This window comes from Streptomyces sp. NPDC088733 (assembly GCF_044751185.1).
Taxonomy (GTDB): domain Bacteria; phylum Actinomycetota; class Actinomycetes; order Streptomycetales; family Streptomycetaceae; genus Actinacidiphila.
Genome location: NZ_JBIVLH010000005.1, coordinates 50,873 through 77,375, shown reverse-complemented (window position 1 = coordinate 77,375; position 26,503 = coordinate 50,873). Strand labels below are relative to the sequence as shown.

At 71.7% G+C, this 26,503-nt stretch carries 23 protein-coding genes and 1 riboswitch; of the genes, 5 read left to right on the top strand and 18 right to left on the bottom strand.

Annotated elements, in window-relative coordinates:
• Nucleotides 1-95: 95 nt before the first annotated feature.
• Nucleotides 96-1,226, bottom strand: coding sequence for a glycosyltransferase family 4 protein (locus ACIP64_RS11085; protein ID WP_401584013.1), 1,131 nt, complete (start codon nt 1,224-1,226; stop codon nt 96-98).
• Nucleotides 1,227-1,361: 135 nt separating this feature from the next.
• Between ACIP64_RS11085 and ACIP64_RS11080 the strand changes: the two genes are divergently transcribed.
• The gene (locus tag ACIP64_RS11080; protein WP_401584010.1) at nt 1,362-2,618 is read left to right on the top strand and encodes a glycosyltransferase 87 family protein; all 1,257 of its coding nucleotides are present in this window, start codon (nt 1,362-1,364) and stop codon (nt 2,616-2,618) included.
• A gap of 1,033 nt (nt 2,619-3,651) precedes the next feature.
• On the opposite strand, the gene ACIP64_RS11075 is transcribed toward ACIP64_RS11080, so the two are convergent.
• The 6 genes from ACIP64_RS11075 to ACIP64_RS11050 all read right to left on the bottom strand — a co-directional run bounded on the left by ACIP64_RS11075 (nt 3,652) and on the right by ACIP64_RS11050 (nt 10,273).
• Complete coding sequence (locus tag ACIP64_RS11075; protein WP_401584008.1) at nt 3,652-4,737, bottom strand: M48 family metalloprotease; 1,086 nt, start codon at nt 4,735-4,737, stop codon at nt 3,652-3,654.
• Nucleotides 4,734-5,903: a hypothetical protein gene (locus tag ACIP64_RS11070; RefSeq protein WP_401584005.1), complete on the bottom strand. Its 1,170-nt coding sequence runs from the start codon at nt 5,901-5,903 to the stop codon at nt 4,734-4,736. Before ACIP64_RS11070 ends, ACIP64_RS11075 begins: the two co-directional genes overlap by 4 nt.
• 75 nt (nt 5,904-5,978) lie before the next feature.
• On the bottom strand, nt 5,979-7,031 hold the full coding sequence (locus ACIP64_RS11065) for an NlpC/P60 family protein (RefSeq protein ID WP_401584002.1): 1,053 nt from the start codon (nt 7,029-7,031) through the stop codon (nt 5,979-5,981).
• Between the two features lie 158 nt (nt 7,032-7,189).
• Nucleotides 7,190-8,215: an NlpC/P60 family protein gene (locus ACIP64_RS11060; RefSeq protein ID WP_401583999.1), complete on the bottom strand. Its 1,026-nt coding sequence runs from the start codon at nt 8,213-8,215 to the stop codon at nt 7,190-7,192.
• A 316-nt stretch (nt 8,216-8,531) separates the two neighbouring features.
• Nucleotides 8,532-9,935: an NYN domain-containing protein gene (locus tag ACIP64_RS11055; RefSeq protein ID WP_401583996.1), complete on the bottom strand. Its 1,404-nt coding sequence runs from the start codon at nt 9,933-9,935 to the stop codon at nt 8,532-8,534.
• 89 nt (nt 9,936-10,024) lie between these two features.
• Nucleotides 10,025-10,273 carry a hypothetical protein gene (locus tag ACIP64_RS11050; RefSeq protein WP_360911422.1) on the bottom strand — a complete coding sequence of 83 codons (249 nt, stop codon included), beginning with the start codon at nt 10,271-10,273 and terminating at the stop codon, nt 10,025-10,027.
• Nucleotides 10,274-10,388: 115 nt separating this feature from the next.
• On the opposite strand from ACIP64_RS11050, the gene ACIP64_RS11045 reads away from it, so the two are divergent.
• Together ACIP64_RS11045 and ACIP64_RS11040 are read left to right on the top strand one after the other, a co-directional pair.
• Entirely contained in the window at nt 10,389-11,168 is a 780-nt protein-coding gene (locus ACIP64_RS11045; protein WP_401583993.1) for a rhomboid family intramembrane serine protease, read from the top strand.
• A complete protein-coding gene (locus ACIP64_RS11040) occupies nt 11,165-11,446 on the top strand; it encodes an Lrp/AsnC ligand binding domain-containing protein (protein ID WP_360911426.1) in 282 nt (93 codons plus the stop codon). Before ACIP64_RS11045 ends, ACIP64_RS11040 begins: the two co-directional genes overlap by 4 nt.
• A gap of 7 nt (nt 11,447-11,453) precedes the next feature.
• Here the strand turns inward: ACIP64_RS11040 and ACIP64_RS11035 are convergent, their stop codons facing one another.
• The 6 genes from ACIP64_RS11035 to ACIP64_RS11010 form a co-directional block, all read right to left on the bottom strand.
• Nucleotides 11,454-12,794 (bottom strand): aminotransferase class V-fold PLP-dependent enzyme, encoded by a 1,341-nt coding sequence (locus ACIP64_RS11035; protein ID WP_401583988.1) that lies wholly within the window; start codon nt 12,792-12,794, stop codon nt 11,454-11,456.
• A 156-nt stretch (nt 12,795-12,950) separates the two neighbouring features.
• Nucleotides 12,951-13,067, bottom strand: a riboswitch (SAM riboswitch).
• 148 nt (nt 13,068-13,215) lie between these two features.
• Nucleotides 13,216-14,280, bottom strand: coding sequence for an anthranilate phosphoribosyltransferase (trpD, locus tag ACIP64_RS11030; RefSeq protein WP_401583985.1), 1,065 nt, complete (start codon nt 14,278-14,280; stop codon nt 13,216-13,218).
• Nucleotides 14,281-14,417: 137 nt separating this feature from the next.
• A complete protein-coding gene (locus ACIP64_RS11025; RefSeq protein ID WP_401583982.1) occupies nt 14,418-16,055 on the bottom strand; it encodes a cytochrome bc complex cytochrome b subunit in 1,638 nt (545 codons plus the stop codon).
• Entirely contained in the window at nt 16,052-17,092 is a 1,041-nt protein-coding gene (locus ACIP64_RS11020; protein WP_401583979.1) for a Rieske 2Fe-2S domain-containing protein, read from the bottom strand. The genes ACIP64_RS11025 and ACIP64_RS11020 overlap by 4 nt, the downstream gene beginning before the upstream one ends.
• A gap of 8 nt (nt 17,093-17,100) precedes the next feature.
• On the bottom strand, nt 17,101-17,910 hold the full coding sequence (locus tag ACIP64_RS11015; RefSeq protein ID WP_401583976.1) for a c-type cytochrome: 810 nt from the start codon (nt 17,908-17,910) through the stop codon (nt 17,101-17,103).
• An 80-nt stretch (nt 17,911-17,990) separates the two neighbouring features.
• Nucleotides 17,991-18,611: a heme-copper oxidase subunit III gene (locus ACIP64_RS11010; protein WP_401583973.1), complete on the bottom strand. Its 621-nt coding sequence runs from the start codon at nt 18,609-18,611 to the stop codon at nt 17,991-17,993.
• A 169-nt stretch (nt 18,612-18,780) separates the two neighbouring features.
• Between ACIP64_RS11010 and ACIP64_RS11005 the strand changes: the two genes are divergently transcribed.
• Entirely contained in the window at nt 18,781-19,182 is a 402-nt protein-coding gene (locus ACIP64_RS11005) for a hypothetical protein (RefSeq protein ID WP_401583970.1), read from the top strand.
• A gap of 12 nt (nt 19,183-19,194) precedes the next feature.
• Here ACIP64_RS11005 and ACIP64_RS11000 read toward each other — a convergent pair whose 3' ends face one another.
• The 4 genes from ACIP64_RS11000 to coxB form a co-directional block, all read right to left on the bottom strand.
• A complete protein-coding gene (locus ACIP64_RS11000) occupies nt 19,195-20,457 on the bottom strand; it encodes an Ig-like domain-containing protein (protein WP_401583967.1) in 1,263 nt (420 codons plus the stop codon).
• Between the two features lie 119 nt (nt 20,458-20,576).
• Nucleotides 20,577-20,975 (bottom strand): cytochrome c oxidase subunit 4, encoded by a 399-nt coding sequence (locus ACIP64_RS10995; protein WP_360911443.1) that lies wholly within the window; start codon nt 20,973-20,975, stop codon nt 20,577-20,579.
• Complete coding sequence (gene ctaD / locus ACIP64_RS10990; RefSeq protein ID WP_401583963.1) at nt 20,972-22,717, bottom strand: cytochrome c oxidase subunit I; 1,746 nt, start codon at nt 22,715-22,717, stop codon at nt 20,972-20,974. Before ctaD ends, ACIP64_RS10995 begins: the two co-directional genes overlap by 4 nt.
• On the bottom strand, nt 22,714-23,679 hold the full coding sequence (gene coxB, locus ACIP64_RS10985; RefSeq protein WP_401583960.1) for a cytochrome c oxidase subunit II: 966 nt from the start codon (nt 23,677-23,679) through the stop codon (nt 22,714-22,716). The genes ctaD and coxB overlap by 4 nt, the downstream gene beginning before the upstream one ends.
• A 268-nt stretch (nt 23,680-23,947) precedes the next feature.
• Here coxB and ACIP64_RS10980 point away from each other — a divergent pair, with 268 nt between their 5' ends.
• Nucleotides 23,948-25,327, top strand: a complete 1,380-nt coding sequence (locus tag ACIP64_RS10980) for a cysteine desulfurase/sulfurtransferase TusA family protein (RefSeq protein ID WP_401583957.1) — start codon at nt 23,948-23,950, stop codon at nt 25,325-25,327.
• A gap of 73 nt (nt 25,328-25,400) precedes the next feature.
• Here ACIP64_RS10980 and ACIP64_RS10975 read toward each other — a convergent pair whose 3' ends face one another.
• Entirely contained in the window at nt 25,401-26,375 is a 975-nt protein-coding gene (locus ACIP64_RS10975) for a carbohydrate kinase family protein (protein ID WP_401583954.1), read from the bottom strand.
• Nucleotides 26,376-26,503: the final 128 nt, after the last annotated feature.

Genomic DNA, 26,503 nt, shown 5'->3' with positions numbered 1-26,503 from the left:
CCTGACGACCGTCGGCGGTGGCCGCCGTACGCCTCGCGCGGACGGCGGCCACCGGTATTCCGGGGGCGGACCGGCCGCGGGGCCTGCGGGCCGCGCTAGAGAAGCGCCTTGAGCCGGTCGGCCAGCAGGTCCCAGCGCCAGGCGTCCTCGACCCACTTGCGTCCGCGCTCGCCCATCCGCTGCCGCAGTTCCGCGTCGCCGAGCAGGGCCAGGATGCGGTCGGCGGCGTCCTCCGGCACACCCCCGCGCACCACCCAGCCGGTCTCGCCGTCCAGCACCGCGTCCGGCGCTCCGCCGGAGTCGCCGGCCACCACGGGCAGCCCGGTCGCGGACGCCTCCAGGTAGACGATGCCGAGCCCCTCCACGTCCAGCCCGCCGCGACGGGTGCGGCAGGGCATGGCGAAGACGTCGCCCGCGCCGAAGTGCGCGGGCAGGTCCTCCCAGGGCACCGCCCCGGTGAAGACGACCGAGTCGGTCACCCCGGTCTCCGCCGCGAGCCGCTTCAGCTCCTTCGCGTACGGTCCGCCGCCGACGACCAGCAGCACGGTGTCCGGCTGCACGGCCAGGATGCGCGGCAGCGCGAGGATCAGGGTGTCCTGGCCCTTGCGCGGCACGAGGCGGGACACGCACACCACCACCGGCCGGTCCGCCAGCCCGAGGCGGGCCCGGACGGCGCCGCCGCCCGAGGCGGGGTGGAAGGTCTTCTCGTCGACCCCCGGGGGCAGCTGCACCATGCGCGCCGCGGCCCGCGGGCTCAGCACGGGCGCGATCCGCGACCGGGTGTATTCACCCAGATAGGTGATCGTGTCGGTGCCCTCGCCGATCCGGCGCAGCAGCCGGCGGCTGCCGGGCAGCTGCGCCCACCCCGCCTCGTGGCCGTGCGTCGTCGCCACGATCCGCCGGGCACCGGCCTTCCGCAGCGCCGGGGCCATCAGGCCCAGCGGCGCCGCCGCGCCGAACCACACCGACGTGCAGCCGTGCTCCCGCAGCAGCTCCACGGCCCGTCCGGTCACGCGCGGGGTCGGCAGCAGCATCGACGTACGGTCGCGGACGACCGGGAAGGGCTGCTCGGCGTCAAAGCGGGCGACCTCGGAGCCGTCCCGCCACGTGGAGGCGTACACCACCACCTGCCCGGGATCCAGGCGCAGCGCCATGCTGTGCACGAAGGCCTGGATGCCGCCGGGGCGGGGCGGGAAGTCGTTCGTGACGATCAAGGTCTTGTCCATACGGCGCCGAGCGTAGCGCTTGCGGGCCCCGGCAACCGACCGAGGCCGCCGATGCGTCCTTGAGAACCGGGGCCCGTCCACAGGCGCGACCGGCATCGTGCATCATCACACCAGAGGCGATACGACGAGGTGGACATGGCAGGCAGTAATGGCGGGAGGTCCCCGGTGGGACCGGCCCTCGCCTGGGTGATCACGCGGATCGCGTTGCTGCTGTGCGTGTTCAAGGTGTTCAGCGTGTCGCCGATCGACGTCACCTCCGACGTCTCGGCGATCTACCACGGCTGGTACGACGTCCTGCGGTCCGGCACCTTCCCGCTGCACGACGTCACCTGGCAGTACCCGCCCGCCGCCGCGCTGGCCGTGCTCTCCCCCGGGCTGCTGCCGTTCCTCGACTACACCACCGCCTTCTTCTGGCTGGCGTCCGTGGCCGACGTGGTCACCTTCGCCATGCTGCTGCACGGCTCGCGCGGCGAGGGACGCCGGCAGGCGGGCGTGTGGGTGTGGGTGGTGGGCGTGCCGCTGCTGGGACCGACCGCGTACGCCCGGTACGACGTGATGGTCACCGCCGTCGCCGTGGCCGCGCTGCTGGCGACCGTACGGCGGCCCAGGGTCGCCGGCGCGCTCATCGCCTTCGGGGCGATGCTCAAGGTCTGGCCCGTGCTGCTGCTGACCGGGGTGCGGGACCGCCGGGTGTGGACGGCCGCCGTGGCCGGCGCGGGCGTCCTCGCGCTGGGCTTCTGGCTCTGGATGCCGGGGGCCTTCGCCTTCCTGCGGTTCCAGGGCGAGCGCGGCACCGAGGTCGAGTCGCTGGGCTCCCTGGTCTTCCACATCGCCCGGCACCACGGCTGGCAGGGCCAAGTGCTGCTCAACTACGGCTCCGTGGAGTTCCTCGGTCCGTACGTCGCCCTGGTCAGCGACATCGCGCTCACCCTCACCGTGACGGCCTTCGCGTGGCTGCTCCTGTGGCGGCTGCGGGCCCGCACCCTCGACGCGGCGACGCCCTTCGACGCGGCCTTCACCGCCGTCCTGCTGTTCACGACGACCAGCCGGGTCATCAGCCCGCAGTACATGATCTGGCTGATCGGCATGGCGGCCGTCTGCCTCACGCTGCGCGCGAGCGTCATGGCGGTGCCGGCGGTGCTGGTGATCGTGGCGACCGGCGTGACCCTCTACGAGTTCCCGATCCGCTTCGGCGACGTCGTCACCAGCACCCCCCTCGGCATCACGCTCCTCGTGGTCCGCAACGGCCTGCTGGTCGCCGCCTGCGTCGTCGCCTGCCGCCGCCTGTGGACCTCCACGGCCCGCGACCCCGGCCCCTTCCCCACCGCCCCCGTGTCCTCCCCCAAGGCCGAACCCGAGCCCGACGAAGGCCGCGAACTCCTCACCTGGTGACCCCGACCGGGCGGACGGGCCTGCGTCCAGCGGGCGCACGGCGGATCGGGCCGAACGCCCCAAGCGCCACCGGCCGCCGTCCCCGGCCCCCGCGGCCCACCTGGTGACCGCGCCCTGCTCGACAGCCAGGCGCGCCGCCGGACGCCGTGTACGGAACCCCACGGCCCCTTCCCGGCGAAACCCGGTAACCCGGCATAACCCGGCACAGATCAGGCGGGTCCGCACAGCACAGGTACACAGCACGCAGTGGATCGGCCCGGACACGATCGCGCCCGCCAGGCTCCGCCGCACGCCCCGCGCCGACCGCCACTGCCCGCGTCCCCAGCCCCTTCCCCATCATCCCCGCAAACCCACTCCTCCAAGGACGGGTCCGGAGCCCGGCACAGGCCGCGAACTCCCCACCCGGTGATGGCGCCTTGCCCGGCCCGGATCAGGCGGACGAGCCGGCGAAGGCGGGGCGGCCGGGATGCGCTGCGCGGCCGGGCAGTGGGTCCCGACGGGCAGGTGCAGGGCGCGCGGCGGGTCCGGGTCGGAGACATCGGCGACCGTCAGGCGCCGCCGGCCACCGTGTGTGGGCCCCGGCCCCTTCCCCACCGCCCCGGAGGGCCCTCCGTCCCGCGCAGCCCGAGCCCGACGAAGGCCGCGAACTCCTCACCTGGTGACCGTGCCCGGGCGGACGAGCCGCGTCGCAGGGCGGATCGAGCCGGGCGCGCCGCCGGACGCCGGACGCCGTGTGCGGAACCCCACGGCCCCTTCCCGGGGAAAGCCGGTAACCCCGCCTGGGCCCGGCACCGATCAGGCGGGCGCGTCGGCCCACCGCAGGTGCGCAGCACGCAGTGGATCGGGTCGGACACAATCGCGCCCCCCAGGCGCGGCCGAACGCCACGGCCCGCGGCCCCAGCCCCCTCCCCCAACGACGAGTCCGAGCCTGACGAAGGCCGCGAACTCCCCACCTGGTGACCGCGCCCACGCGGACGGGCCCGCGTCCAGCAGGCGCGCGGCGGGTCGGGCCGGGCGCCCGGCGCGGCGCGGCTCAGGCGGGCGGGGTCGCGAACGCGCGGGCGGCGGCGATGCGCTGGACGGGGGTGGGGTGGGTGCCGAAGAGGAGGTGCAGGGCGCGCGGCGGGTCGGGGTCGGAGACGTTGGCGACTGTCAGGCGGCGCTGCATGGCGATGAACTCGGCCGGGTCACCGGTGAGTTCGAGGGCGTGCCGGTCCGCGCGGCGTTCGGCGCTGCGGCTGACGGCGCAGCCGAGGGGGCCGGCCAGGGCGGAGCCGACGGCCGCCGCCGCGGCGAGCAGGAAGAGGCCGCGGGGGTCGTCGGCGGCGTACGGGGAGGCCGCGGCGAGGAAGGCGGCCAGGACGCAGACGCCCGCGGCGGCGCCGAGCGCGCCGAGGAGGGTGCCGCGCAGCACGTCGCGGTGCTTGACGTGGCCGAGTTCGTGGGCGACGACGAGTTCCACCTCGCCGGCCGGTGCGGTGGTCACCAGGGTGTCGTAGGCGACGATGCGCCGGGTCCTGCCGAAGCCGGAGACGTAGGCGTTGAGGGCGGTCGTGCGCCGTGAGGCGTCCGCGACCAGGACGTCGCGCACCGGGACGCCGTCGCGTGCGGCCAGCGCCAGCAGGGCGTCCCGCAGCGGCCCGGCGTCCATGGGCCGGAAGCGGTTGAAGAGCGGTTCGAGGACGACGGGGGCGAGCCAGGACAGCGCCACGGCCGCGCAGGCCGCGCCGAGGGCGGCCCAGGCCCAGCCGAGCCCGTAGAAGCCGTACAGGGCGGCGAGGGCGAGCGGCACGGAGACCAGCAGGCCGCGCAGGACGTCGGCCGCCCAGCCGCCCCAGCCCTGGGTCACCAGGCCGTAGCGGTGGCGGACGACCCGTACCCGGGCGGAGAAGGGCAGCGCGACAGCCTGCCGGAGCAGGACGAGGAGGAGCCCGCCGGCGAGGACGCGCAGCCCCCAGGCGTCGCCGAACACGCCGGTCAGCGCGGCCCCCGCGGGGGTCAGGCCGAGCAGGAGCAGCAGGGCGAGGCCGGTGAGGCGGCCGCCGAGCAGGGGCGGCAGCTGGGCCCGGCGCAGCGCCCTGCCGCGTTCGGTCTCGGCGGGGCTGAAGTCCTCGGTCATCCCAACTCCCGCTCGACGTAGGCGCGCCAGCGCGCGGTGAGCTCGTCGGTGCCGATCCCCAGCACGCGGCGTGTGTCCGCACCGGCACGGTACAGGGCGACGAGCCGGGCGTCGCCCCATTCCTCCGCGATGAACCGGCAGGCCAGCCAGGCGCCTTCGTAGGCCTGCGCGAGCCCGGCGGCCCGGGTGCCGAAGGCCGCGTCGGAGGGCAGCGCCCGGGGCACGTGGCCCGCGGCGACGTCGCGGGCGAGTTCGGGGGCGACGGCCGGTGCGGAGCGGCCGGTGCCGCGGTAGGCGACCCAGTCGGCGAAGCCCTCGGAGAGCCAGAGGGGGGTGCCGGGTGCGGTGGCGGAGCGGGTCGCCACATGGGTGGCCTCGTGGGTGAGCACGACGCGGCGGCCGAAGGCGGACAACTCCCCGAAGGCCTCGGGGTTGACGATGACGCGTCCGCCGGGCGCGTCCGAGGCGGGGCCGCCGGCCTCGCCCGTGGTGACGGCGGCGATGTCCCGGTAGGCGTCCGCGGGGGCGCCGAGCAGTTCGCCCATGTTCCGCAGCGACGCGGGGACCTCCACGACGATCCTGCCGCCCCAGCCGCGCGTGCCCCAGGCCCGCAGCACGGCGGGGACCGCCCGGTCCGCGTCGGCGGCGTACGTCTTCAGCGAGGCGGTGCCCGTGGTGCCGAGGACGAGGCTGTGCGTGCCGCGCACCACCCGCACCGGGCCCTGCTCCCACAACTGGTCGCCGTCCGCGCCCTCGGCGGCGACGCGCCACTGCCCGTCGCCGTCCTGCCCGAGCCGCACCGACTCCTGTGCGGCGACGGGCGCGCTGTCGTAGCCCTTGACGCGGTAGTCCAGTTCGACGCGGGCGGCCGGGCGGTCGCCGCCGTCCACCGAGACGACCCGGTACGACCAGGCGGCCAGCGGTACGTCCGCCAGATTCCGGAAGACCTGCCGTTCGGCGGCGCGGCGGGCGGGTACCGCCCCGGCGAGGTACGCCGGCTCGTCGCGGTGCAGCAGGGCCGCCGCCCGCCCGTCCAGCAGCCGCTGCACGGCCTCCCGGTCCGGGCGGTCGCCGAGGTCCCCGGTGGGCCCGCAGCCGGCCAGTACCGCCGCGCAGCACAGCGCGGCGGCGGCAGGGCGGACGAGGGGACGGGGGATGCGGGCCACGCCGCCGATCGTACGTTCCCCCGGTCCCGGGCAACCGGTCGGGCGACCGGCCGGGCGACCGTCACACGGGCCGGGTCACACGGGCCGGGTCACCGCCGCGACCGGCATCATGCCGATCGGGTCGTAGCGCACCCGCGCCCCGGGGTAGGGGGCGTGCACGACCTGGCCGCCGCCGACGTACATGCCGACATGGCTGGCGTCGCCCCGGTAGACGACCAGGTCGCCGGGGCGTGCCTGGCTGAGCGGCACCTGCCGCCCGGCGTGCAGCTGCGCCTGGGAGGTGCGCGGCAGTCCGACGCCGGCCTGCCGGTACGCCCAGACCATCAGCCCGGAGCAGTCGAAGGCGCCGGGGCCGGTGCTGCCCCAGGCGTACGGGGCGCCGACGACGGAGCGCACGGCCGACACGGCGGCGGCGGCACGTGCGGAGGACGCCGCGAGGTCCGGGATGTCGATCAGCCGTCCGGAGCGCGAGGCGCGCTGCTCCAGGCGGGAGGCGAGCTGGGCCCGTTCCTCGTCGCTGAGGGAGTTGACCAGGCGCGCGGCGGCCATCAGCTTGCGCTGCACCGTCTTCTTGCGGGCGTTGAGCGTGGTGCGGGCCCGCTCCAGCTCCACCAGCCGGCCTGCGGCCTGCATGCGCTCCTGGTCCAGCACCCGCTGGGCGTCGCGCAGTTCGCCGAGCCGGGCGTTGCCGCGGCTGCTGATCCGGTCGAGGGTGGCGGCCCGGTCGAGGTAGGTGCCGGGGTCCGAGGAGAGCAGCAGGGCGAGCGTGGGGTCCACTCCCCCGCTGCGGTACTGGGCGCCGGCGAGCATGCCGAGGTCGTTGCGGAGCCCGTTGACCCGTTCCTGGCCGCGTGCGGCGCGGTCCTGCAGGACCTCCACCTGGCCGCGCAGCTGCTCCGAGCGCTCCTTGGCCGCGTTGAACTGCTCGGTCGCCCGCTCGGCCTGCTCGTAGAGGTGGTCGATGCGGGTGGCCACGTCGGTCGCGTTGTCCGCGGGCCGGGCCTGCGCGCTGGGCGCGGAGGCGGCGCCGGCCACCGCGGCGGCGGTGGCGGCAGCGGCGGTCAGGACCGTGACCCGTGCGGTACGGGGGCCCTGGCCCGGCTGCGGAATGCGTCGATGGGAAGGCACGTCGGCCGACAGTAGTCAGCCGTGCACGCGGAGTTCAAAGACCCGGACACGCACGGAGGCCGGGTGATGCCCCACTTGTGCAGGTCATCGCCCGGCCGTCACCGTACGAGATCACCCGATAGGTTCAACCCGGGCACGAGGTGACCGGGGGACGAGGATCAGATGCGCACGCCGAACTGGAACGGCATGTTGTTGATCGACTCGTAGCGGACGACCGTGCCGGTGCGCGGTGCGTGCAGGACCATGCCGTTGCCCGCGTAGAGGGCCACGTGGTGCATGTCGCCGTAGAAGATCACCAGGTCGCCGGGCATCAGCTGGCTCATCGTCAGGTGCGAACCGGCGTACGCCTGGGACTGCGAGGTCCGGGGTATGGAGACGCCGGCCTGGGCGTAGGCCCAGGAGGTGAGGCCGGAGCAGTCGAAGGAGCTCGGGCCGGTGGCGCCGTAGACGTACGGCGAGCCGAGCTTGCTCTGGGCGGCCGAGAGGGCGGCGGCGGCGCGACCGGAGGCCGGGGTGTCGTTGCCCAGGTTGACGCGCTCGTTGCTGCGGCTGGAACGCGCGTCCTCGGCGGCGAGCGCGGCACGCTGGGCGGCGGTCAGGGAGTTGAGCAGCTTCTGCGTCTCCGCGAGCTTGCCCTGGACTTCCTTCTTCTTCTTGCGCAGCTCTGTGCGGGTCTGGTCGAGCTCGGAGAGCTTGCTCGCCGCCTCGGCCTTCTGCTGGTTGAGCGTGCGCTTCTTCTCCGCGATCTGGCGGAGCGCCTCGGCCTGCTTGGTGCTCACCTGGTCGAGGGTGGACGCCTTGTCGAGGTAGCTGTCCGGGTCCGCGGAGAGGAAGAGCTGCAGCGTCGGGTCGATGCCGCCGCTGCGGTACTGGGCGCTGGCGAGGGTGCCGAGGTCGTCCTGGAGGTCGTTGAGGTCGCCCTGCTGGCGGGCCACCTCGTCCTGGATGACCTCGACCTGCTTCTGCAGCTGGTCCTGCTTCTCCGTCGCGCCGTTGAGCTTCTCGGTCGCCTGCTCGGTCTGCTCGTACAGGGCGTCGACCTTGGCCTTGACGCTCTTGACGGACTGCTTGGCGGGCGCGGCCTGGGCGGCCTGGGCGGAGAGGGCCACAGCTGCGGCGGCGGTCGCGGTGAGCACAGTGACACGTGCGCGACTGGTCTGCTTGGGACGACGGTGGGACGCCACTCGGGCGAGCTCCTTCTTCCTCCAGCCGCCTGCCGCGTGCATCGGGAACCGCGGTTCCCCGGCCCCGAGCGTCGGCGTCCCCCGTCGTACGCACGCCACTTCGGATCGGCGGGACCTCCGCTGCCACCCTGATTGGGTGATCGACTGCGCAGAGGTTCGAGGCCTGACCCTAGTGACCATCTTGTGATCGGATCAAATCTCTGAAGGAAAAAAGTCATTCACTCGCGTTTTCTTTACACACATCACACGCGTAGTGATGGCGAGTTGACGCAGAGCTCCGAAAAACCGCCCCACACGCCCCACGATGTGCTCCAGGTCACACCCGGGCAAGTCGCTTGAGCAACAAGACGGATGCGACCGGGCGGGCGCCGGCACGAGCCACCCCGTCCGCGACCTCACGGTCGGACGAAACCACCACAATCGGGCGACCGGGAGGTTCCGCCCGAACCAGACGCCGGATCAACTCGTCCGCCGTCTCACCGGCCTTGCTGAACAGCACCCGCACCCCGCGCGGCGGGGCGAGCAGCACCGGGGCGTCCAGGTCGGCGCCGTCGAAGACGCAGGTGACCTCCGCGCCGCTCTGCGCGGCCAGCACCGCCAGGCCGCCCAGCAGCCGCAGCCGCTGCTTCTCCAACGGCAGGGCGGGATAACCGGTCTTCGTCACGTTGTAGCCGTCGATGACCAGATGGGCCTGCGGCAGCGCGAGCAACTGGTCCAGCAGCGCGGGGTCGTCCTCCGACAGGGCGCGGCGCGCGATGTCCTTCGGGCTGATCGCCCCCGGCGCCACCGCGTCCACCGTGTCGGCCGGGCGCACGCCCAGGGTGTCGCGCGGCGGCAGCGCCAACTCGCGGCGCAGTCCGGACGCGGCGTCCAGCACGGTGTCGAGCAGCAGCCGCAGCCGCATCTCCTCCACGGTGCGGCCCTCGCGCGCCGCCCGGCGGCCGGCCTCGACCGCCGACTCCGCCTCGGCCAGCCGGGCCCGCAGCCGGCGCGCCTCGCCGTCCGCGGCCGCCTTGTCCGCCGCCGCGGCCGAACGCGTCTCGTCCAGCTCGGCCTCGACCTTGCGCAGCGCCGCCTCGGCACGCTTCACATCGCTGCCGGCGCTGCGCAGTTTGCGTTGCAGCGACTCCGTTTCCTTGCGGGCCGCGTCGAGGTCGGAGCGGGCCCGGACGGCCTCGGTGCGGGCGTGCGCCCGCACCTCGTCGAGTTCGCTCTTCAGCTGCCGCAGTTCGCGCAGCACTTCCTCGCCGGCCCGCTCCGCGCTGGCGCGCTGCGCCTCCTCGCCCGCGGCGGCGACCAGCTTCGCCCAGCCCGCGGGCCGCAGCAGATAGGCGGCCGCGGCCACGTCGAGCGGATCCACGGCCGGCGGCGGCGTGCCGGCGTCCAGCGACTCGCACAGATCGGGCTCCGCCTCGCGCAGCCGTCCGGCGACCCGCTGCCGGAACGCGGGATCGCTCTCCAGGGCGCTGGCCATGGCGGTGGCCGCGAACTTGGCGCGGCGACTCGGGGTGAACCGGGCATACGGGCGCAGCACCGCAGGCAGCTCGCCCAGGGTCAGCCCGCCGAAGGCGTCGGCCGCCAGCGAGACCACGCGGTGGCGCACGCCCTCGGGCAGCGGGCGGTCGAGGGTCTCGGGCGCGGCCGAGCCGTCCGGGGCAGCCGGAGCCGCGGGCCCGGCCGCCTCGTCGCCGTGGCCCGGGTTACCACCGGTCCGGTCCACCAGTCACTCCTGTCCAGTTCTTCGGCGCCTCCCCGGCCACCCTCGACCCCTCAGGTCGCGCCGCGCCCCTCCATTGTCCCCGGCGGCGGTCAGGCCTGCGCAGCCGCCGCGTCGGGACGGTCCACCAGCTCCACCCGGTCCACGGCGTTGCACCAGCGGCAGCGCACCGACTCGACGGTCTCGCTCAGCACCTCGCGCTCCTCCACCGAGGGTTCCCCGGCGAGGTCGAGATGCACGTACTCGACGACCCTGCTGGAGCGCGTCACGTCGAACCGGGTCAGGTTTCCGCAGAGAGTGCAGCGCCACCGGGTCGTGGCGGTCGGCAGGGGAACCGTCATCGGATCTGCTCCTAGGTCGCGCGTTTGCGTTCCGGTCACCCTACGGCCTCGGCGGGATCCGGCGCTGCGGCGAGGCGTCCTGTGCCGGTTGAACCCGGTCCGTCATGATCGATCCATGGTCATCCCGGTGTACGACGAGAACCCTGTCCGCCGCAGACCCTTGGTGACGTACGCCCTGATCGGGCTGTGCGTGGCGGTCTTCCTCATCGGCCCGGCCTCCGGGCTCAACCCCGTCTACGGCACCGGCCACGAGCTCGCCTGCGCCCAGGCCTCGTACTTCGCCCGGTGGGGTGTCATTCCCGCGGAACTCTGGCACGGGCGCGTCGCCCCCGCGTCGGTCGTGATGCCGACCGGCTGCCCCCCGCCCGCCGACATCGGGCGGTCGCCCTTCGTCTCGGTGCTCACGGCCCTGTTCGTGCACGGGAGTTGGGTGCACCTGCTGGGCAACATGCTGTTCTTCTACGTCTTCGGCGACAACGTCGAGAACCGCATGGGCCGGCTGCGCTACCTCGTCTTCTACGTGGTGTGCGGCTACCTGGCCACCTACGGCTGGGCCCTGGCGCACACCACGTCCACCCAGGCGCTGGTCGGCGCGTCCGGCGCCATCTCCGGCGTCCTCGGCGCGTACCTGTACCTCTATCCCCGGGCGCGGGTGACCAGCCTCTTCCCCTTCCTCTTCTTCCTGCCGCTGCGCTTCCCCGCGTGGATGGTGCTCGTCTTCTGGTTCGTGCTCCAGTCGCTGGCCGGGCAGGCCCAGCAGTCCGGGCCGGGCGTGGCGTACCTGGCGCACATCACCGGCTTCCTCTTCGGCTTCCTGTGCGCATGGGGCTGCTACCGGGCAAGGCCTAAGCTGGAGCCCGCCACCAGGGCGACCGAAGGAGACCTACAGCCGTGATCACCGCGATCGTGCTCATCAAGACCAGCGTCGACCGGATCCCCGAGATCGCGCAGTCCATCGCGGCGCTGGAGAGCGTCAGCGAGGTCTACTCCGTGACCGGCACGTACGACCTGGTCGCCATGGTCCGGGTCGCCCAGCACGACCAGCTCGCGGACGTCATCCCCGGCCGGATCAGCAAGATCCCCGGCGTCGAGGCCACCGACACGCACGTGGCCTTCCGCACCTACTCGCAGCACGACCTCGAAGCCGCCTTCGCCATCGGCCTCGACTCCTAGTCCGGCCCTACGCGGGGACGCAGCGGCCGTTCTCCGTGCGGTAGCGCCACTGGGCGCCGTCGGTGACGAGCGCGGCGACCGCGGCGAGGAAGCGCTCGACGTGCTCGTCGGGGGTGCCCGCGCCGAAGGAGACACGGACGGCGTTGAGGGTGGTGTCGCCGCCGCAGTCGCCCGGTTCCGTGTGGTCGCCCAGCAGGGTGCGCACGAGGGGATGAGCGCAGAACAGCCCGTCGCGGACGCCGATGCCGTACTCGGCGGACAGCGCGGCGGCGAAGTGGGAGCTGTTCCAGCCGTCGACCACGAAGGACAGAACGCCCACCCGCGGGGCGTCCTCCCCGAACAGGGACAGCACCCGCACCTGCTCGATCCCCGCGAGCCCTTCGCGCAGGCGGGCGACCAGCGCCTGCTCGCGCTCGACGAGGCCGTCGAAGCCCGCCTCGCGCAGGGCCCGGCAGGCGGACGCGATGGCGTAGACGCCGATGACATTGGGCGAGCCGGCCTCGTGGCGGGCCTCGGTGGTGTGCCAGTCCACCTCCACGCCGCCGTCCGCGCGGCGGGCGACGCGGCGGGAGGCACCGCCGCCCGCGAGGTACGGCTCGGCCTCGCGGAGCCAGTCGGCGCGGCCGGCGAGGACCCCGGAACCGAAGGGCGCGTACAGCTTGTGCCCGGAGAAGGCGACCCAGTCCACGTCGAGCGCGGCCACGTCGACGGGGTGGTGCGGCGCGAGCTGCGCCGCGTCGAGGACGATGCGCGCGCCGTGCGCGTGGGCCGCCGCCGCCAGCTCGCGCACCGGCCAGAGCTCACCGGTCACATTCGACGCACCCGTCACACAGACCAGCGCCGGGCCGCCCGGCTCGCGCGCGGCCAGCGCGCGCTCCAGCAGGGCCACGGCCTCCGCGGGGGTCCGGGGCGCGCTCAGGTAGGTGACGTCGCCGTCCCGCCAGGGCAGCAGGGAGGCATGGTGCTCGGTCTCGAAGACGAAGACCCGGGTGCCGTCCGGCACGACGGACGCCAGCAGATTGAGCGAGTCGGTGGTCGAGCGGGTGAAGACCACCTGGTCGTCGGCCCGGCAGCCGAGGAACGCGGCCACCTCCGCGCGGCTTTGCTCGAACAGGTCCGTGGACAGCTGCGACAGGTACCCCGCGCCCCGGTGCACGCTGCCGTAGTAGGGCGCGTAGGCGGCCACGTCGTCCCAGACGCGCTGGAGCGCGGGCGCGCTCGCCGCGTAGTCGAGGGCGGCGTAGGCGACCTCGCCGCCGGTGACGAGCGGGACGAGGACGTCACGGCCCAGCACGGGCAGCGGAGTGGTGGCACGGACGGGCGCGGGCGCGGCGGGGTGCACGGACATGGCGAAGTCTCCTGTGGGCAGGGTGAGGCGACAGTGCGTCAGGGTTGACGGGAAAGCCCTCGGAACACCGGGCCGCCGCACAGCGGGCACGCCCGGGGAGGGTGAAAAGGGGCCTTCGGCCCTAGCGCATTCGCTTGCTCACGGAAGAACTCCTCATGACCGCGCTTGCCGCAGACCTCGCTGCCTGCGGCCTGGTCATCACCCGGGGCACCCCGCCACGGAAGGAGGGTTGCCGGACAGCGGGCCGGGGCCGTGTCGCTGTCACTCGTGACCTGCGCAGCATCCTGCCACACACCGGCGGCGCCGCAAGCCGCGGTCCGCATCCCGGACATCCCGCACCACCTCGGCCGCGGCCCGCGGCGGGAACGCGGAAGGGCCGGGGCACCCGGCCCCGGCCCTTCCGCGTGAACGCCCGCGCGGCTTAGGCGTTGGTGGCCGCCGCCCACCGTTCCAGCGTCTTGGCGGCCGTGCCCGAGTCGATGGACTCCGCCGCCCGTGCCATTCCGGCGGCGATCCGCTCCACCAGGGTGCCCTCCGCGGGCTCCAGCGCCACGAGCGCGGCGGCGGAGTTCAGCAGGACGGCGTCGCGCACGGGGCCGGTCTCCCCCGCCAGCAGCCGGCGCGCCACATCGGCGTTGTAGGCCGCGTCGGCGCCGCGCAACGCCTCGATCGGGACCAGCTCGATGCCGACGTCGCGCGGGTCGAACGGGATCTGCTCCACCGCCCCGTCGCGCACCATCCACACCTGGGAGGTGGACGTGACCGTCAGCTCGTCCAGTCCGTCGTCGCCGCGGAAGACCAGCGCGGAGGAGCCGCGCCGGGCCAGCACTCCCGCGATCAGACCGGCCATCCGGGTGTCGAAGCAGCCGACCGCCGAGGCACCGACCCGGGCCGGATTGGTCAGCGGGCCGAGGATGTTGAAGGAGGTCGGGACCCCCAGGTCGCGCCGCGCCGAGGCGACGTAGCGCATCGCGGGGTGGAACTTGGCCGCGAAGCAGAAGGTGATGCCGGTCTCCTCGGCCACCTGGGCGACGCGCAGGGGCGACAGGTCCAGGTTGATGCCCAGCTTCTCCAGGACGTCGGAGGCCCCGCTGGCGCTGCTGGCCGCGCGGTTGCCGTGCTTGACGACCTTGGTCCCGGTCCCGGCGATGACGATGGCGGACATCGTCGAGATGTTGACGGTCCTGGCCCGGTCGCCGCCGGTGCCCACGATGTCCACGGCGGGCCCGGGGATGTCGAGCGGCTGCGCGTGCGCGTACATCGCCTCGACGAGCCCGCTGACCTCGTCCACGGTCTCGCCCTTGGCCCGCAGGGCCACCATGAAGCCGGCGATCTGGGCGTCGGTGGCCCCGCCGCTCATGATGCGGTCCATCGCCCAGGCCGTCTCCGCGGCGCTCAGGTCCTGTCCCGCCAGCAGGGCTCCCAGGATTCCGGGCCAGGAGCGACCCGCCGCGGTGTCGCCTCCAGCGGGGTTCACAACGCTCATGGTCCACACTCCGGGTGGTCTGACGTGCAATGGATACCTTCGGCCCCAGCCTATCGGCGCGGGGGAACGGGAAAGGGCCCCGTCCGTCGGATGGACTCCGACGGGCAGGGCCCCGCCCGGTGGCACAGCTTCGGGGATCAGTGGTGGCCGTGGCCGCTCGTGATCTCCTCGTACTCCTCGGCCGACGGCTTGGGGATCTGCGTCCCCTCGCCGTAGTAGCCGCGCGACAGCATCGCGCGCACTCGCGTGATGGGGCCGACCTTCCTCTCCACGCCGTTCTCGTCCGTCTCCGGGCCGCCGGCCAGCGGCACCGGCTGCTCGTGCGAGGTGAGCGTGAACAGCTTGGCCTGGTCGAGCGGTTCGTGGATCTCGATGAACTCGCCGTGCGGCAGCCGCTTGATGATGCCGGTCTCGCGGCCGTGCAGCACCTTGTCGCGGTCGCGCCGCTGCAGGCCCAGGCAGATCCGCTTCGTGATGAAGAAGACCAGCACCGGCAGCACGAAGAAGGAGATCCGGACCACCCAGGTGATCGCGTTGATCGACAGGTGGAAGCGGGTGGCGAAGAGGTCGTTGCCGCCACCGACCAGCAGGATCAGGTAGAGGCTGATCCAGGCGGCGCCGATGCCGGTGCGGACCGGGCGGTTGCGCGGGCGGTCGAGCAGGTGGTGCTCGCGCTTGTCACCGGTGACCCAGGACTCCAGGAACGGGTAGACGCCCATGAAGCCCAGGACCATCGGGAAGATCACCAGCGGGATGAAGACACCCAGGACGAGGGTGTGGCCCCACAGGCTGATCTCCCAGCCCGGCATGATGCGGATCAGGCCCTCGGAGAAGCCCATGTACCAGTCGGGCTGGGCGTCGGTCGACACTTGGTCCGGCCGGTACGGCCCGTACGCCCAGACCGGGTTGACGGACACCAGCGCGGACATGGCCGCGATGACACCGAAGACCAGGAAGAAGAAGCCGCCCGCCTTCGCGGTGTAGACCGGCAGCAGCGGCATGCCGACCACGTTCTTCTCGGTCTTGCCGGGACCGGGGAACTGCGTGTGCTTGTGGTAGAAGACCAGGATCAGGTGGGCCACCAGCAGGCCCGCCATGATGCCGGGGATCAGCAGTACGTGGATCGTGTAGAACCGCGGCACGATGTCGTGCCCCGGGAACTCCCCGCCGAAGAGGAAGAACGACAGGTACGTGCCGACGATCGGCACGGACAGGACCGCGCCCTCCATGAAGCGGATACCGGTGCCGGACAGCAGGTCGTCCGGGAGCGAGTAGCCCATGAAGCCGTCGAACATGCCGAGGAAGAGCAGCAGGAAGCCGAACAGCCAGTTGATCTCGCGCGGCTTGCGGAAGGCGCCGGTGAAGAAGACGCGCATCATGTGCACGAGCATCGCGGCCACGAAGACGATGGCCGCCCAGTGGTGGATCTGCCGGACCAGCAGACCGCCGCGCACGTCGAAGCTGATGTGCAGCGTCGAGGCGTACGCCTCGGACATCCGGATGCCCTGCAGCGGGGTGTACGAGCCGTCGTAGACGACCTCGTTCATCGCCGGGTGGAAGAACAGCGTCAGGTAGACACCGGTCAGGATGACGATGATGAAGCTGTAGAGGGAGATCTCGCCCAGCATGAAGGACCAGTGGTCCGGGAAGATCTTCCGCATGTTGGCCTTGGCCAGGCTGTAAATGCCCAGCCGGCCGTCGGCCCAGTCGGCGACCCGCTCGCCGGCGGGCGCCTTGCCGCGCGGCTTGGCGCTCGCGCTCTCGTTGGTACTCATCCACGCTCCCAGAAGGCAGGGCCCACGGGCTCTTCGAAGTCGCCGAGCGCCTCGAGGTAGCCCTCGTCGTTCACGCTGATCCGCAGCTGCGGCAGGGCGTGGCCCGCCGGACCGAAGATCACCCGGGCACCGTCGGACAGGTCGAACGTCGACTGGTGGCACGGGCAGAGCACGTGGTGCGTCTGCTGCTCGTAGAGGCTGATCGGGCAGCCGACGTGGGTGCAGATCTTGGAGTAGGCCAGGATGCCCTGGTGCGCCCACTCGCGGGCCTGCTTGTCCTTGATGTCCTGCGGCTCGATGCGGACGATCATCAGCGCGGACTTGGCGATCTGCTCCTGGAAGTCCTCCTGGTCCTCCTCCAGCCCCTCGGGCACGGCGAAGGTGAGGGAGCCGACGGCGACGTCCTCGGGACGCAGCGGCTGGTTGGTGTTCTGGTTCACCAGCAGCTTGCCCTTGGCCCACAGGGTGTGGCGGAGCTTCTCCTCCGGCAGCGGGCCGAGGTCGCGCAGCAGCATGACGCCGGAGAGCGGGACCAGGGTGAGCGCGCCGAACAACGTGTTGCGGATCAGCTTGCGGCGGCCCAGCTGGCTCTCCCGCGCGCCGTCGCCGAAGTCCTGCATCACCTGCGCCCGGGTCTCCGGGTCGGCCTCGATCGGGTGCCGCTCGGCCGGGCGCTCGGTGTCGTCCATCAGGGTGCGGGCCCAGTGGACGGCGCCGGCGCCGATGGCGAAGAGGGAGACGCCCAGCGTCATGCCCAGCGCGAAGTTGAGCGCGCTGATGTGGCCCAGCGGCCAGATGTAGACGATCTTGTCGATCGGGATGACGACGAAGCTCGCGATGAAGCCGAGCGTGGCGATCATCGACGCCGCGAACAGCAGCGCCACGGTCCGCTCGGAGGACTTCGCGGCCTTCTCGTCGATGTCCTGGCGGCGCGGCAGGTGCGCGGGCAGGCCCGGGTCCGCGAACGGGTGCTCATCCGCGCGGCCGACCTCGCCGGCGCCGTGAGCCGAACGCTCAGGCAGGTTCTCTTCTGACATGTCCTGACTCATGACTTCTTGGCCTTGGTGGTGTGGGCGCCGATCCAGCACGCACAGACGATCAGCACGCCGAGACCGAAGATCCAGCCGAACAGACCCTCGGTGACCGGGCCGAGGCTGCCCAGCGACATACCGCCGGGGCTCGGGGCCTTGTCGCCGTTGACGGCGTTCAGGTACGCGATGATGTCGCGCTTGTTCTGCTCGGGCATCGTGCTGTTGGGGAACGACGGCATGTTCTGCGGGCCGGTGAGCATGGCCTCGTACATGTGCTTGTTGCTCACGCCCGACAGCGACGGGGCGTACTTGCCGTTCGTCAGGGCGCCACCCTTGCCCTGGTAGTTGTGGCACTGCGCGCAGTTGGTGCGGAACAGCTCCCCGCCTCGCGCGGTGTCCGCGCCGCTCGGGTTGGTCTGCTCCTTGGTGGGCGTGGACGGGCCCGGGCCGAGCGACGCGATGTAGGCGCCGAGCTGGTCGATCTGCTTCTGCGAGTAGATGACCTTCTTGCTCGGGATCTGCGCGCCCGGCTGCTGGGCCGGCATACGGCCGGTGCCGACCTGGAAGTCCACGGCCGCGGAGCCGACGCCCACCAGGCTGGGGCCGTCACTGCTTCCCTGGCCCGACGTACCGTGGCAGCTGGAGCAACCGACGGCGTACAGCTTCTTGCCCTCTTCGATGGCGAGGGACTGGGAGCTGTCGTCGGCCTGCGCCTTGGGCGCGGGCGCGAGCGCCGCGTACAGCCCCCCGATGGCCGTGAGCGCGAGAAGTAGGACGACAAGCGCCGCCATCGGGTGGCGCCGTCGTGCGGAGAGCTTTTTCACGGATTACCCCGGTGTCAGGATCTCTTGCGTCGATGGGTCTGGGAGACGGACCGATGGCCGCGTCTGCCGCGGCGGTCCGCTTACTTGATCAGGTAGATCGTGGCGAAGAGGCCGATCCAGACGACATCGACGAAGTGCCAGTAGTAGGAGACGACGATGGCGGCGGTGGCCTGTTCGTGGGTGAACCGCCTGGCCGCGTAGGTCCGTCCCAGGACCAGCAGGAAGGCGATGAGACCGCCCGTCACGTGCAGACCGTGGAAGCCGGTGGTCAGGTAGAACACCGAACCGTACGGGTCGGAGGAGAGCGAAAGGCCGTCCTCCTTCACGAGGTTCGTGTACTCGAAGATCTGACCGCCGATGAAGATCGCGCCCATGATGAAGGTCACGACGAACCAGGCGCGCAGCTTCTTCACGTCGCCGCGCTCGGCGGCGAAGACACCCATCTGGCAGGTGAAGGAGGAGAGCACGAGGATCGTGGTGTTGGCCGCCGAGAACGGAACGTTCAGGAGATCGGCGTGGGCCTTCCAGTACTCGGCACCCGTGACCGAGCGAAGGGTGAAGTACATCGCGAAGAGGGCCGCGAAGAACATCAGCTCGGAACTCAGCCAGATGATGGTTCCGACGCTGGTGAGGTTCGGCCGGTTGACCGACGGGTGCGCGTGCCCGGTTTCTACTGCTGTTGCTGTCGCCACGACCGACATTATGTCGGTCCCTTATCTCGCGCTCACTCCGGGGGGTGCCATTCGGTGTGTCAAGGCCCTTGGGACACCGGTGGAGATCGCCCGAAGGAGCTAACACTCCTCGAAGGACCCTGCTCAGGAGTAAGGTTCGGCCACAGGCAGGCGACTCCACGAAGGCGAGGAGGCACGGATGCAGACGACCGCGACGGTGCTGGTCTACAGCGACGACAGGAACACCCGGGAGCAGATCCGTCTGGCCGTCGGACGCCGCCCCGCGGCGGACTTGCCGCCCGTGGAGTACCTGGAGTGCGCGACCCTTCCCGCGGTGCTGAGCGCCCTGGAGAGCGGCGGCGTCGACGTGTGCGTGCTGGACGGCGAGGCCGTGCCGGCGGGCGGCATGGGTGTGTGCCGGCAGGTCAAGGACGAGATCTTCCGCTGCCCGCCCGTGCTGGTGCTGATCGGGCGCCCCCAGGACGCCTGGCTGGCGAGCTGGAGCCGGGCCGACGCGGCGGTGAGCCACCCCGTCGACCCGGTCGAGCTGAGCGCCGCCCTGGCGGGGCTGCTCAGGCAGCGGCTGTCCGTCGGCGCGTAGCCGCCGCAGAGGTCACAGGACGGGCCGCAGGCGGGCCTGCGGGTCGTCCGTGTCGTCCGCCGCGGCCGGGTCGGAACCGGCCCGCGCCCCGGCGGCGCTGCCCTTGCGCCAGTCCGCCCAGCTGAGGTTCCAGTCGCCGAATCCGTTCCCGAACGGCGCCATCTCCTCCCCCAGGCTGTGCGAGACCACGACGATGTCCCCGCGCCGCACGTTCTCGAAGAACCAGTGCGCGTTCTCGGTGCTCATGCCGGTGCAGCCGTGGCTGACGTTGGCGACACCCTGCGAGCCCACCGACCAGGGCGCGGCGTGCACGTATTCGCCGCTCCATGTCACCCGGGTGGCCCACTGCACGGGCAGGTCGTAGGCGTCCGAACTGCCCGACGCGATGCCGACGGTCTCACTGCGCATCCGTACGTTGGCCTCCTGGCCCAACACGACCTTGATGCCGTTGCGGGTGGAGAAGCCGGGCTTGCCGGTGGTGACCGGGATGGTGCGCACGACACGGCCGTTGCGCTTGAAGGTCATGGTGTGCGTCGAGGCGTCCGTGAGCGCCTCCACGCGGTCCCCGGTGCGCAGCGTCAGGGGTTTGGCCGGGCCGCCGTACATGCCGCCCTTGATGTGCAGACCGTCGAGGGTGCTGCGCACCTCGATCCGGGCGTGCGCCGGCCAGTAGGCGCGCGGGCGGTAGTGCAGGGTGCGGTCGTCCACCCAGTACCAGGCGCCCTGGCCGGCCGAGGGCGAGGAGTCGACGTGCAGACTGCGCTCCACGGCGATGCGGGCGTTGATGTCCTTGACGGGGGCGCTGAGTTCGGCGGTGACGGGCTGTCCGACGCCGTAGGTGCCGGCCTCCGGGCCGAAGGTGACCCGCAGCAGTTTGTCGGGGGCACGGGTGTCGAGCGCCAGCGTCTTGCGGCCCTGGCGGCCGTCCTTGTCCTCGGTGCTCACCCGGACGGTGTAGTGGGCCCCCGCCCCCAGTGCGGAGGTGCTCTGCCAGTGCCTGCCGTCCTCGGAGAGCCGCCCGCGGATGAACCGGCCCGAGGCGTCGGTGGCCGTCACATCCGTGATGCGTTTGCCATCACCCTTGACGGTGATTTCCAGCGGCTTACCGGGGTCGGCCTTCTTGGTGCCCGTGCCCGCGGCCCACACCACGTCGCCCGAGGCGTCGTACGGAGCCTTGGCCAACGGATCGCCGTCACTCGAACAGGCCGCCAGTGGAGCTGCCACCACCGCTGTCACGAGTGCGATCGCCATTCGGCGGGGAGAAAAGAGACCCATGATCACACGGTATGCATAAGAGACCATTTGTGCGCGTCGGGCGCGTGCGAACGGGCGAGGCCCGGACCCCATTCGGGTGTCCGGGCCTCGCCCGTGTGCGCTAAGGGCTCACCAGGAGATCACTGGGTGCGGTTCTCGCCCCGGTAGTACTCGAAGACCCAGCCCCACAGTCCGAAGAGGATGAAGGGCGCGCCGAAGTAGATCAGCCACCAGCCGAAGATGATGCCGAGAAAGGCGGTGGCACCACCGAAGGCGAGCAGCAGCGGCTGCCAGCTGTGCGGGCTGAAGAAGCCGAGTTCGCCGGCGTCGTCGGCGACGTCCGCGTCCTCACGGTCCTGCGCCCCGGTGTCCGCCCGGCGGGCGGTGAAGGCCAGGTAGAACCCGATCATCACGGCCAGGCCGAAGGAGAGGAAGAGCGCCGTGGTGCCCACCGGCTCCTTGGACCACAGGCCGTACACGACGGCCATGGCCAGGAAGAAGAAGGAGAGCCACAGGAACAGCCTGCCCTGGAACTTCACTTGCCCGTCTCCTTCTCATCGCCGCCGGAGACGGCCTTGGGGGCCGGGCCGACGTTCTCCAGCTGGTCCTGAGCGGCGATCTCCGGGTGGTGGAGATCGAACGCCGGGGATTCGGACCGGATGCGCGGCAGCGTGAGGAAGTTGTGCCGCGGCGGCGGGCAGGAGGTCGCCCACTCCAGGGAGCGGCCGTAGCCCCACGGGTCGTCGACCTCGACCGGCTTGCCGTACTTGGCGGTCTTCCACACGTTGTAGAAGAACGGCAGCATCGACAGGCCCAGCAGGAAGGAGCTGATGGTCGAGATGGTGTTCAGCGTGGTGAAGCCGTCCGCGGCCAGGTAGTCCGCGTAGCGGCGCGGCATGCCCTCGGCACCCAGCCAGTGCTGGACGAGGAACGTGCCGTGGAAGCCGAAGAACAGCGTCCAGAAGGTGATCTTGCCGAGGCGCTCGTCCAGCATCTTGCCGGTGAACTTCGGCCACCAGAAGTGGAAGCCGGAGAACATCGCGAAGACGACGGTTCCGAAGACCACGTAGTGGAAGTGCGCCACCACGAAGTACGAGTCGGAGACGTGGAAGTCCAGCGGCGGCGAGGCCAGGATGACACCGGTCAGACCACCGAAGGCGAAGGTGATCAGGAAGCCGATGGCCCAGAGCATCGGTGTCTCGAAACTCAGTGAGCCCTTCCACATGGTGCCGATCCAGTTGAAGAACTTCACACCGGTCGGTACCGCGATCAGGAAGGTCATGAAGGAGAAGAACGGCAGCAGCACACCGCCGGTGACGTACATGTGGTGCGCCCACACGGTCGCCGAGAGGCCGGCGATGGAAATGGTCGCCGCGATGAGGCTGACATAACCGAACATCGGTTTCCGGGAGAAGACCGGAATGACCTCACTGATGATGCCGAAGAACGGCAGCGCGATGATGTACACCTCTGGGTGCCCGAAGAACCAGAAGAGGTGCTGCCACAGCAAGGCGCCGCCGTTGGCGGCGTCGAAGACATGCGCACCGAACTTGCGGTCCGCCTCCAGCGCGAGCAGCGCGGCGGCCAGCACCGGGAAGGCGAAGAGCACCAGCACACCGGTGAGCAGCACGTTCCAGACGAAGATCGGCATCCGGAACATCGTCATGCCGGGGGCGCGCATGCAGATGATCGTGGTGATGAAGTTGACCGAGCCGAGGATCGTGCCGAAGCCGGAGAAGGCCAGACCCATGATCCACAGGTCACCGCCGATGCCCGGCGAGCGGACCGCGTCGGTGAGCGGGGAGTAGGCGAACCAGCCGAAGTCGGCGGCGCCGTTCGGGGTCAGGAAGCCGGCGACCGCGATGAGCGAGCCGAACAGGTAGAGCCAGTAGGCGAACATGTTCAGCCGCGGGAAGGCGACGTCGGGGGCGCCGATCTGCAGCGGCATGATCCAGTTCGCGAAGCCGGCGAACAGCGGCGTCGCGAACATCAGCAGCATCACGGTGCCGTGCATCGTGAAGAGCTGGTTGAACTGCTCGTTCGACACCACCTGGGTGCCGGGGCGGGCAAGCTCGGCGCGCATGATGAGCGCCATGATGCCGCCGATGATGAAGAAGAAGAACGAGGTCGCGAGGTAGAGCGAACCGATCGTCTTGTGGTCGGTCGTGGTCAGCCACTTCACGATCGCCACACCGGGCTGCTTCGTGCGGAGCGGCAGCTCGTCCTCGTACGTGTCTTCGTGCGCCGCGGCCGCGCCGTGGGGTTCGTTGAGAATGCTCACTGGGTCTTGGTCTCCGCGTTCTTGGCGTTGCCGGTGGTGGCAATGCCTGCCGGGACGTAACCGGTCTGGCCCTTCTTCGCCAGGTCCTTCAGGTGCTGCTGGTACAGCTCCGGAGAGACGACCTTGACGTTGAAGAGCATCCGGGAGTGGTCCACGCCGCACAGCTCGGCGCACTTGCCCATGAAGGTGCCCTCCTTGTTGGGGGTCACCTGGAAGACGTTGGTGTGGCCGGGGATGACGTCCATCTTCATCAGGAAGGGGACCACCCAGAAGTCGTGGATGACGTCACGCGAGGTGAGGACAAAGCGAACCGTCTCGCCCTTCGGCAGCCACAGGGTCGGGCCCGGGTTGCCGGTGTCCGGGTCCTTGGTGGCCGCGGAGCCGAAGTCGTAGACGCCGTCCGCGCCGGCGGGCGCGTCCAGCTTCTTCGCCGAGATCGTGGAGAGCTCGGCGGGCACCTTGCCGGCCGGGGGCGTCGACGGGTTGCCGTCCACGTCCTCGACGTAGTTGAACGCCCAGCTCCACTGGAAGCCGACCACGTTGATGACGTGGTCGGGCCGCTTGGAGGTCTCCAGGAGCTTGGACTCGTCCCGGGCGGTGAAGTAGAAGAGCACCGAGATGATGACCAGCGGGACCGTGGTGAAGAGCGCCTCGATCGGCATGTTGTACCGGATCTGGGGCGGCACCTCCACCTTGGTGCGGCTGCGCCGGTGGAAGATGATGCTCCAGAGGATCAGTCCCCAGACGAGCACACCGACCGCGAACGCGGCGGCCCAGGAACCCTGCCAGAGCGAGAGGATCCGCGGTGCCTCGGCTGTTGCGGGGCTGGGCATGCCGAGGCGGGGGAAGTCCTCGTATGTGCAACCGGTGGCGGTCGCAAGGACCAGGCCCGCGGCCAGCGCCTGCGGCAGAATCCGCCGCATCGGGCGCCGCGACGAGCGGTCGGAGCCGTAGGGACTCACGTAGCGCCTTCCCGAGAGTCTCGCCCGCGCGTCCGGATTCCCGGCCTGTGCTGGTCGGTCGCCCTGGCGCGGGCAGTGGTGTGGATGTTTATGCGGACCAAACCCTACTGGACTCGTTTTTGGGCCGCGCGGGGAGGGGTGCCAACGCGCCGGGGCGGCCCCCGAAGGGGTGTCGGGCGCCCTCGCGGACCCGCGGAACGCCCCGTTCCGGGGAGTTCTGACGCAGGCCCAGACGCCGTCGGGAGCGGCGGGGCGTACCGTGCCCGACGTGCCCTATTTCGATGCCGCATCCGCCGCTCCGTTGCATCCCGTCGCCCGACAGGCCCTGCTCGCCGCCCTCGACGAGGGCTGGGCCGACCCCTCCCGTCTCTACCGGGAGGGGAGGCGGGCCCGGCTGCTGCTCGACGCGGCGCGCGAGGCCGCTGCGGAGGCCGTGGGATGCCGGCCGGACGAACTCGTTTTCACTCCTTCGGGGACACGCGCGGTCCACGCGGGTGTCTCCGGGACGCTGGCCGGACGGCGGCGGGTGGGAAATCACGTGGTCGTCTCCGCGGTCGAGCACTCCTCCGTGCTGCACGCGGTGGAGGACGGCGCGGTGACCGAGGTGGCGGTGGACCGCACGGGCCTGGTCGACGCCGCGGCCTTCGGCGACGCGCTGCGTGCGGACACCGCGCTGGCGTGCCTGCAGTCCGCCAACCACGAGGTGGGCACGGTGCAGCCGGTGGCGGAGGCGGCCGAGCGGTGCCGGGCCGCCGGGGTGCCGCTGCTGGTCGACGCCGCCCAGTCACTTGGCTGGGGGCCGGTCGAGGGGCCCTGGTCGCTGCTGGCGGCGAGCGCCCACAAGTGGGGCGGCCCGTCCGGGGTCGGGCTGCTCGCGGTGCGCAAGGGCACCCGCTTCGCGCCCCAGGGACCCGCGGACGAACGGGAGTCCGGCCGCGCCCCCGGCTTCGAGAACCTTCCGGCGATCGTCGCGGCGGCCGCCTCGCTGCGGGCGGCGCGCGCGGAGGCGGTCGCGGAGGCGGCGCGGCTGTCGGCGCTGGTCGACCGGATCCGCACCCGGGTGCCGGAGCTGGTGCCGGACGTCGAGGTCGTCGGGCACCCGTCGCTGCGGCTGCCCAACATCGTGACGTTCTCCTGCCTTTACGTCGACGGCGAGGCGCTGCTGCACGAACTCGACCGCGGGGGCTGGTCCGTCTCCTCCGGGTCGTCCTGCACGTCGAGCACCCTGACGCCCAGCCATGTCCTCAAGGCCATGGGCGTGCTGTCGGAGGGGAACGTCCGCGTCTCGCTCCCGCACGGCGCGGTCGCCGGCGACGTCGAGGGCTTCCTGGAGGCGCTGCCCGGCGTGGTCCGGACCGTCCGCGAACGCCTCGGCGCTCCCGAGCCGTCGTCGCGGCCGGCCGCGACGACGGGCGAGGGCCTGCCGGACCTGGTGGTGGACTCCCTCGGCAAGCGGTGCCCGATCCCGGTCATCGAGCTGGCGAAGGTCATCGAGGACGTACCGGTCGGCGGGATCGTCTCCGTGCTGTCCGACGACGAGGCCGCCCGGCTCGACATCCCCGCGTGGTGCGAGATGCGCGGCCAGGAGTACGCCGGTGAGCACGAGGCGCCACGGGGCGTCGCCTACTGGGTGCGCCGGCTGTCCTGAACAGCCCGCCACGCGCCGCGCCCCGCCGCCCGGGAAGGGACGGCGGGGCGCGGCGGAGCGGACGTGCCGGCGGTCAGCGCAGGTGCGCGCGGACCTCGTCGGCGGCCTCGTCGCCGTAGGCCTTGGTGAAGCGGTCCATGAAGTGCGCCCTGCGCAGCTGGTACTCCTGGGTGCCGAGGGTCTCGATGACCAGGGTGGCGAGCATGCAGCCGACCTGCGCGGCGCGCTCGTGCCCGACGCCCCAGGCCAGGCCCGACAGGAAGCCGGCGCGGAAGGCGTCGCCCACGCCCGTCGGGTCGACCTTGGCCTCCTCCTCGGCGCAGCCGACGACGACCGGCTCCTCGCCGGACCGCTCGATGCGCACCCCGCGGGAGCCCAGGGTGGTGACCCGGGTGCCGACCCGGCCGAGGATCTCCTCCTCGGTCCAGCCGGTCTTGGACTCGATGAGGCCCTTCTCGTACTCGTTGGAGAAGAGGTAGGCCGCGCCGTCCAGCAGTATCCGGATCTCGTCGCCGTTCATACGGGCGATCTGCTGCGAGAAGTCCGCGGCCCACGGGATGGACCGGGAACGGCACTCCTCGGTGTGGCGGAGCATCGCCTCGGGGTCGTCGGCGCCGATGAGGACCAGGTCGAGACCGCCGACGCGGGCGGCGACGGAGTGCAGCTCGATGAGGCGGGCCTCGCTCATGGCACCGGTGTAGAAGGAGCCGATCTGGTTGTGGTCGGCGTCGGTGGTGCACACGAAGCGCGCGGTGTGCAGGACCTCGGAGATCCGCACGGACGCGGTGTCCACCCCGTGCCGGTCCAGCCACGCCCGGTAGTCGTCGAAGTCGGAGCCGGCGGCGCCGACGAGGACGGGCCGTACACCCAGTTGGCCCATTCCGAAGCAGATGTTCGCGCCGACGCCTCCGCGGCGCACGTCGAGGGTGTCGACCAGGAAGGAGAGGGAGACCGTGTGGAGCTGATCGGCGACGAGCTGGTCGGCGAATCGGCCGGGGAAGGTCATCAGGTGGTCGGTGGCGATGGAGCCGGTGACTGCGATACGCACGGCTTGGCTGCTCCTGCGGGGGGCGGACGGGGGGACAGACCTGCCAACGTTACCGGCTGAGCCGGCGGACGCGACACGGAGAAACTACCCGATAGTAGGTCTTTCTCATGTGATTCAGGATGCCTAGG

Excerpts from the sequence above, each read along its gene's own strand:
- ACIP64_RS11025 (WP_401583982.1), bottom strand. The coding sequence starts at position 16,055 with ATGAGTACCAACGAGAGCGCGAGCGCCAAGCCGCGCGGCAAGGCGCCC.
- ACIP64_RS11075 (WP_401584008.1), bottom strand. The coding sequence starts at position 4,737 with ATGACCGAGGACTTCAGCCCCGCCGAGACCGAACGCGGCAGGGCGCTG.
- ACIP64_RS11085 (WP_401584013.1), bottom strand. The coding sequence starts at position 1,226 with ATGGACAAGACCTTGATCGTCACGAACGACTTCCCGCCCCGCCCCGGC.
- ACIP64_RS11050 (WP_360911422.1), bottom strand. The coding sequence starts at position 10,273 with ATGACGGTTCCCCTGCCGACCGCCACGACCCGGTGGCGCTGCACTCTC.
- ACIP64_RS11010 (WP_401583973.1), bottom strand. The coding sequence starts at position 18,611 with ATGTCGGTCGTGGCGACAGCAACAGCAGTAGAAACCGGGCACGCGCAC.
- trpD (WP_401583985.1), bottom strand. The coding sequence starts at position 14,280 with ATGAGCGTTGTGAACCCCGCTGGAGGCGACACCGCGGCGGGTCGCTCC.
- ACIP64_RS11000 (WP_401583967.1), bottom strand. The coding sequence starts at position 20,457 with ATGGGTCTCTTTTCTCCCCGCCGAATGGCGATCGCACTCGTGACAGCG.
- ACIP64_RS11020 (WP_401583979.1), bottom strand. The coding sequence starts at position 17,092 with ATGTCAGAAGAGAACCTGCCTGAGCGTTCGGCTCACGGCGCCGGCGAG.
- ACIP64_RS11080 (WP_401584010.1), top strand. The coding sequence starts at position 1,362 with ATGGCAGGCAGTAATGGCGGGAGGTCCCCGGTGGGACCGGCCCTCGCC.
- ACIP64_RS11005 (WP_401583970.1), top strand. The coding sequence starts at position 18,781 with ATGCAGACGACCGCGACGGTGCTGGTCTACAGCGACGACAGGAACACC.
- ACIP64_RS11035 (WP_401583988.1), bottom strand. The coding sequence starts at position 12,794 with ATGTCCGTGCACCCCGCCGCGCCCGCGCCCGTCCGTGCCACCACTCCG.
- ACIP64_RS11045 (WP_401583993.1), top strand. The coding sequence starts at position 10,389 with ATGGTCATCCCGGTGTACGACGAGAACCCTGTCCGCCGCAGACCCTTG.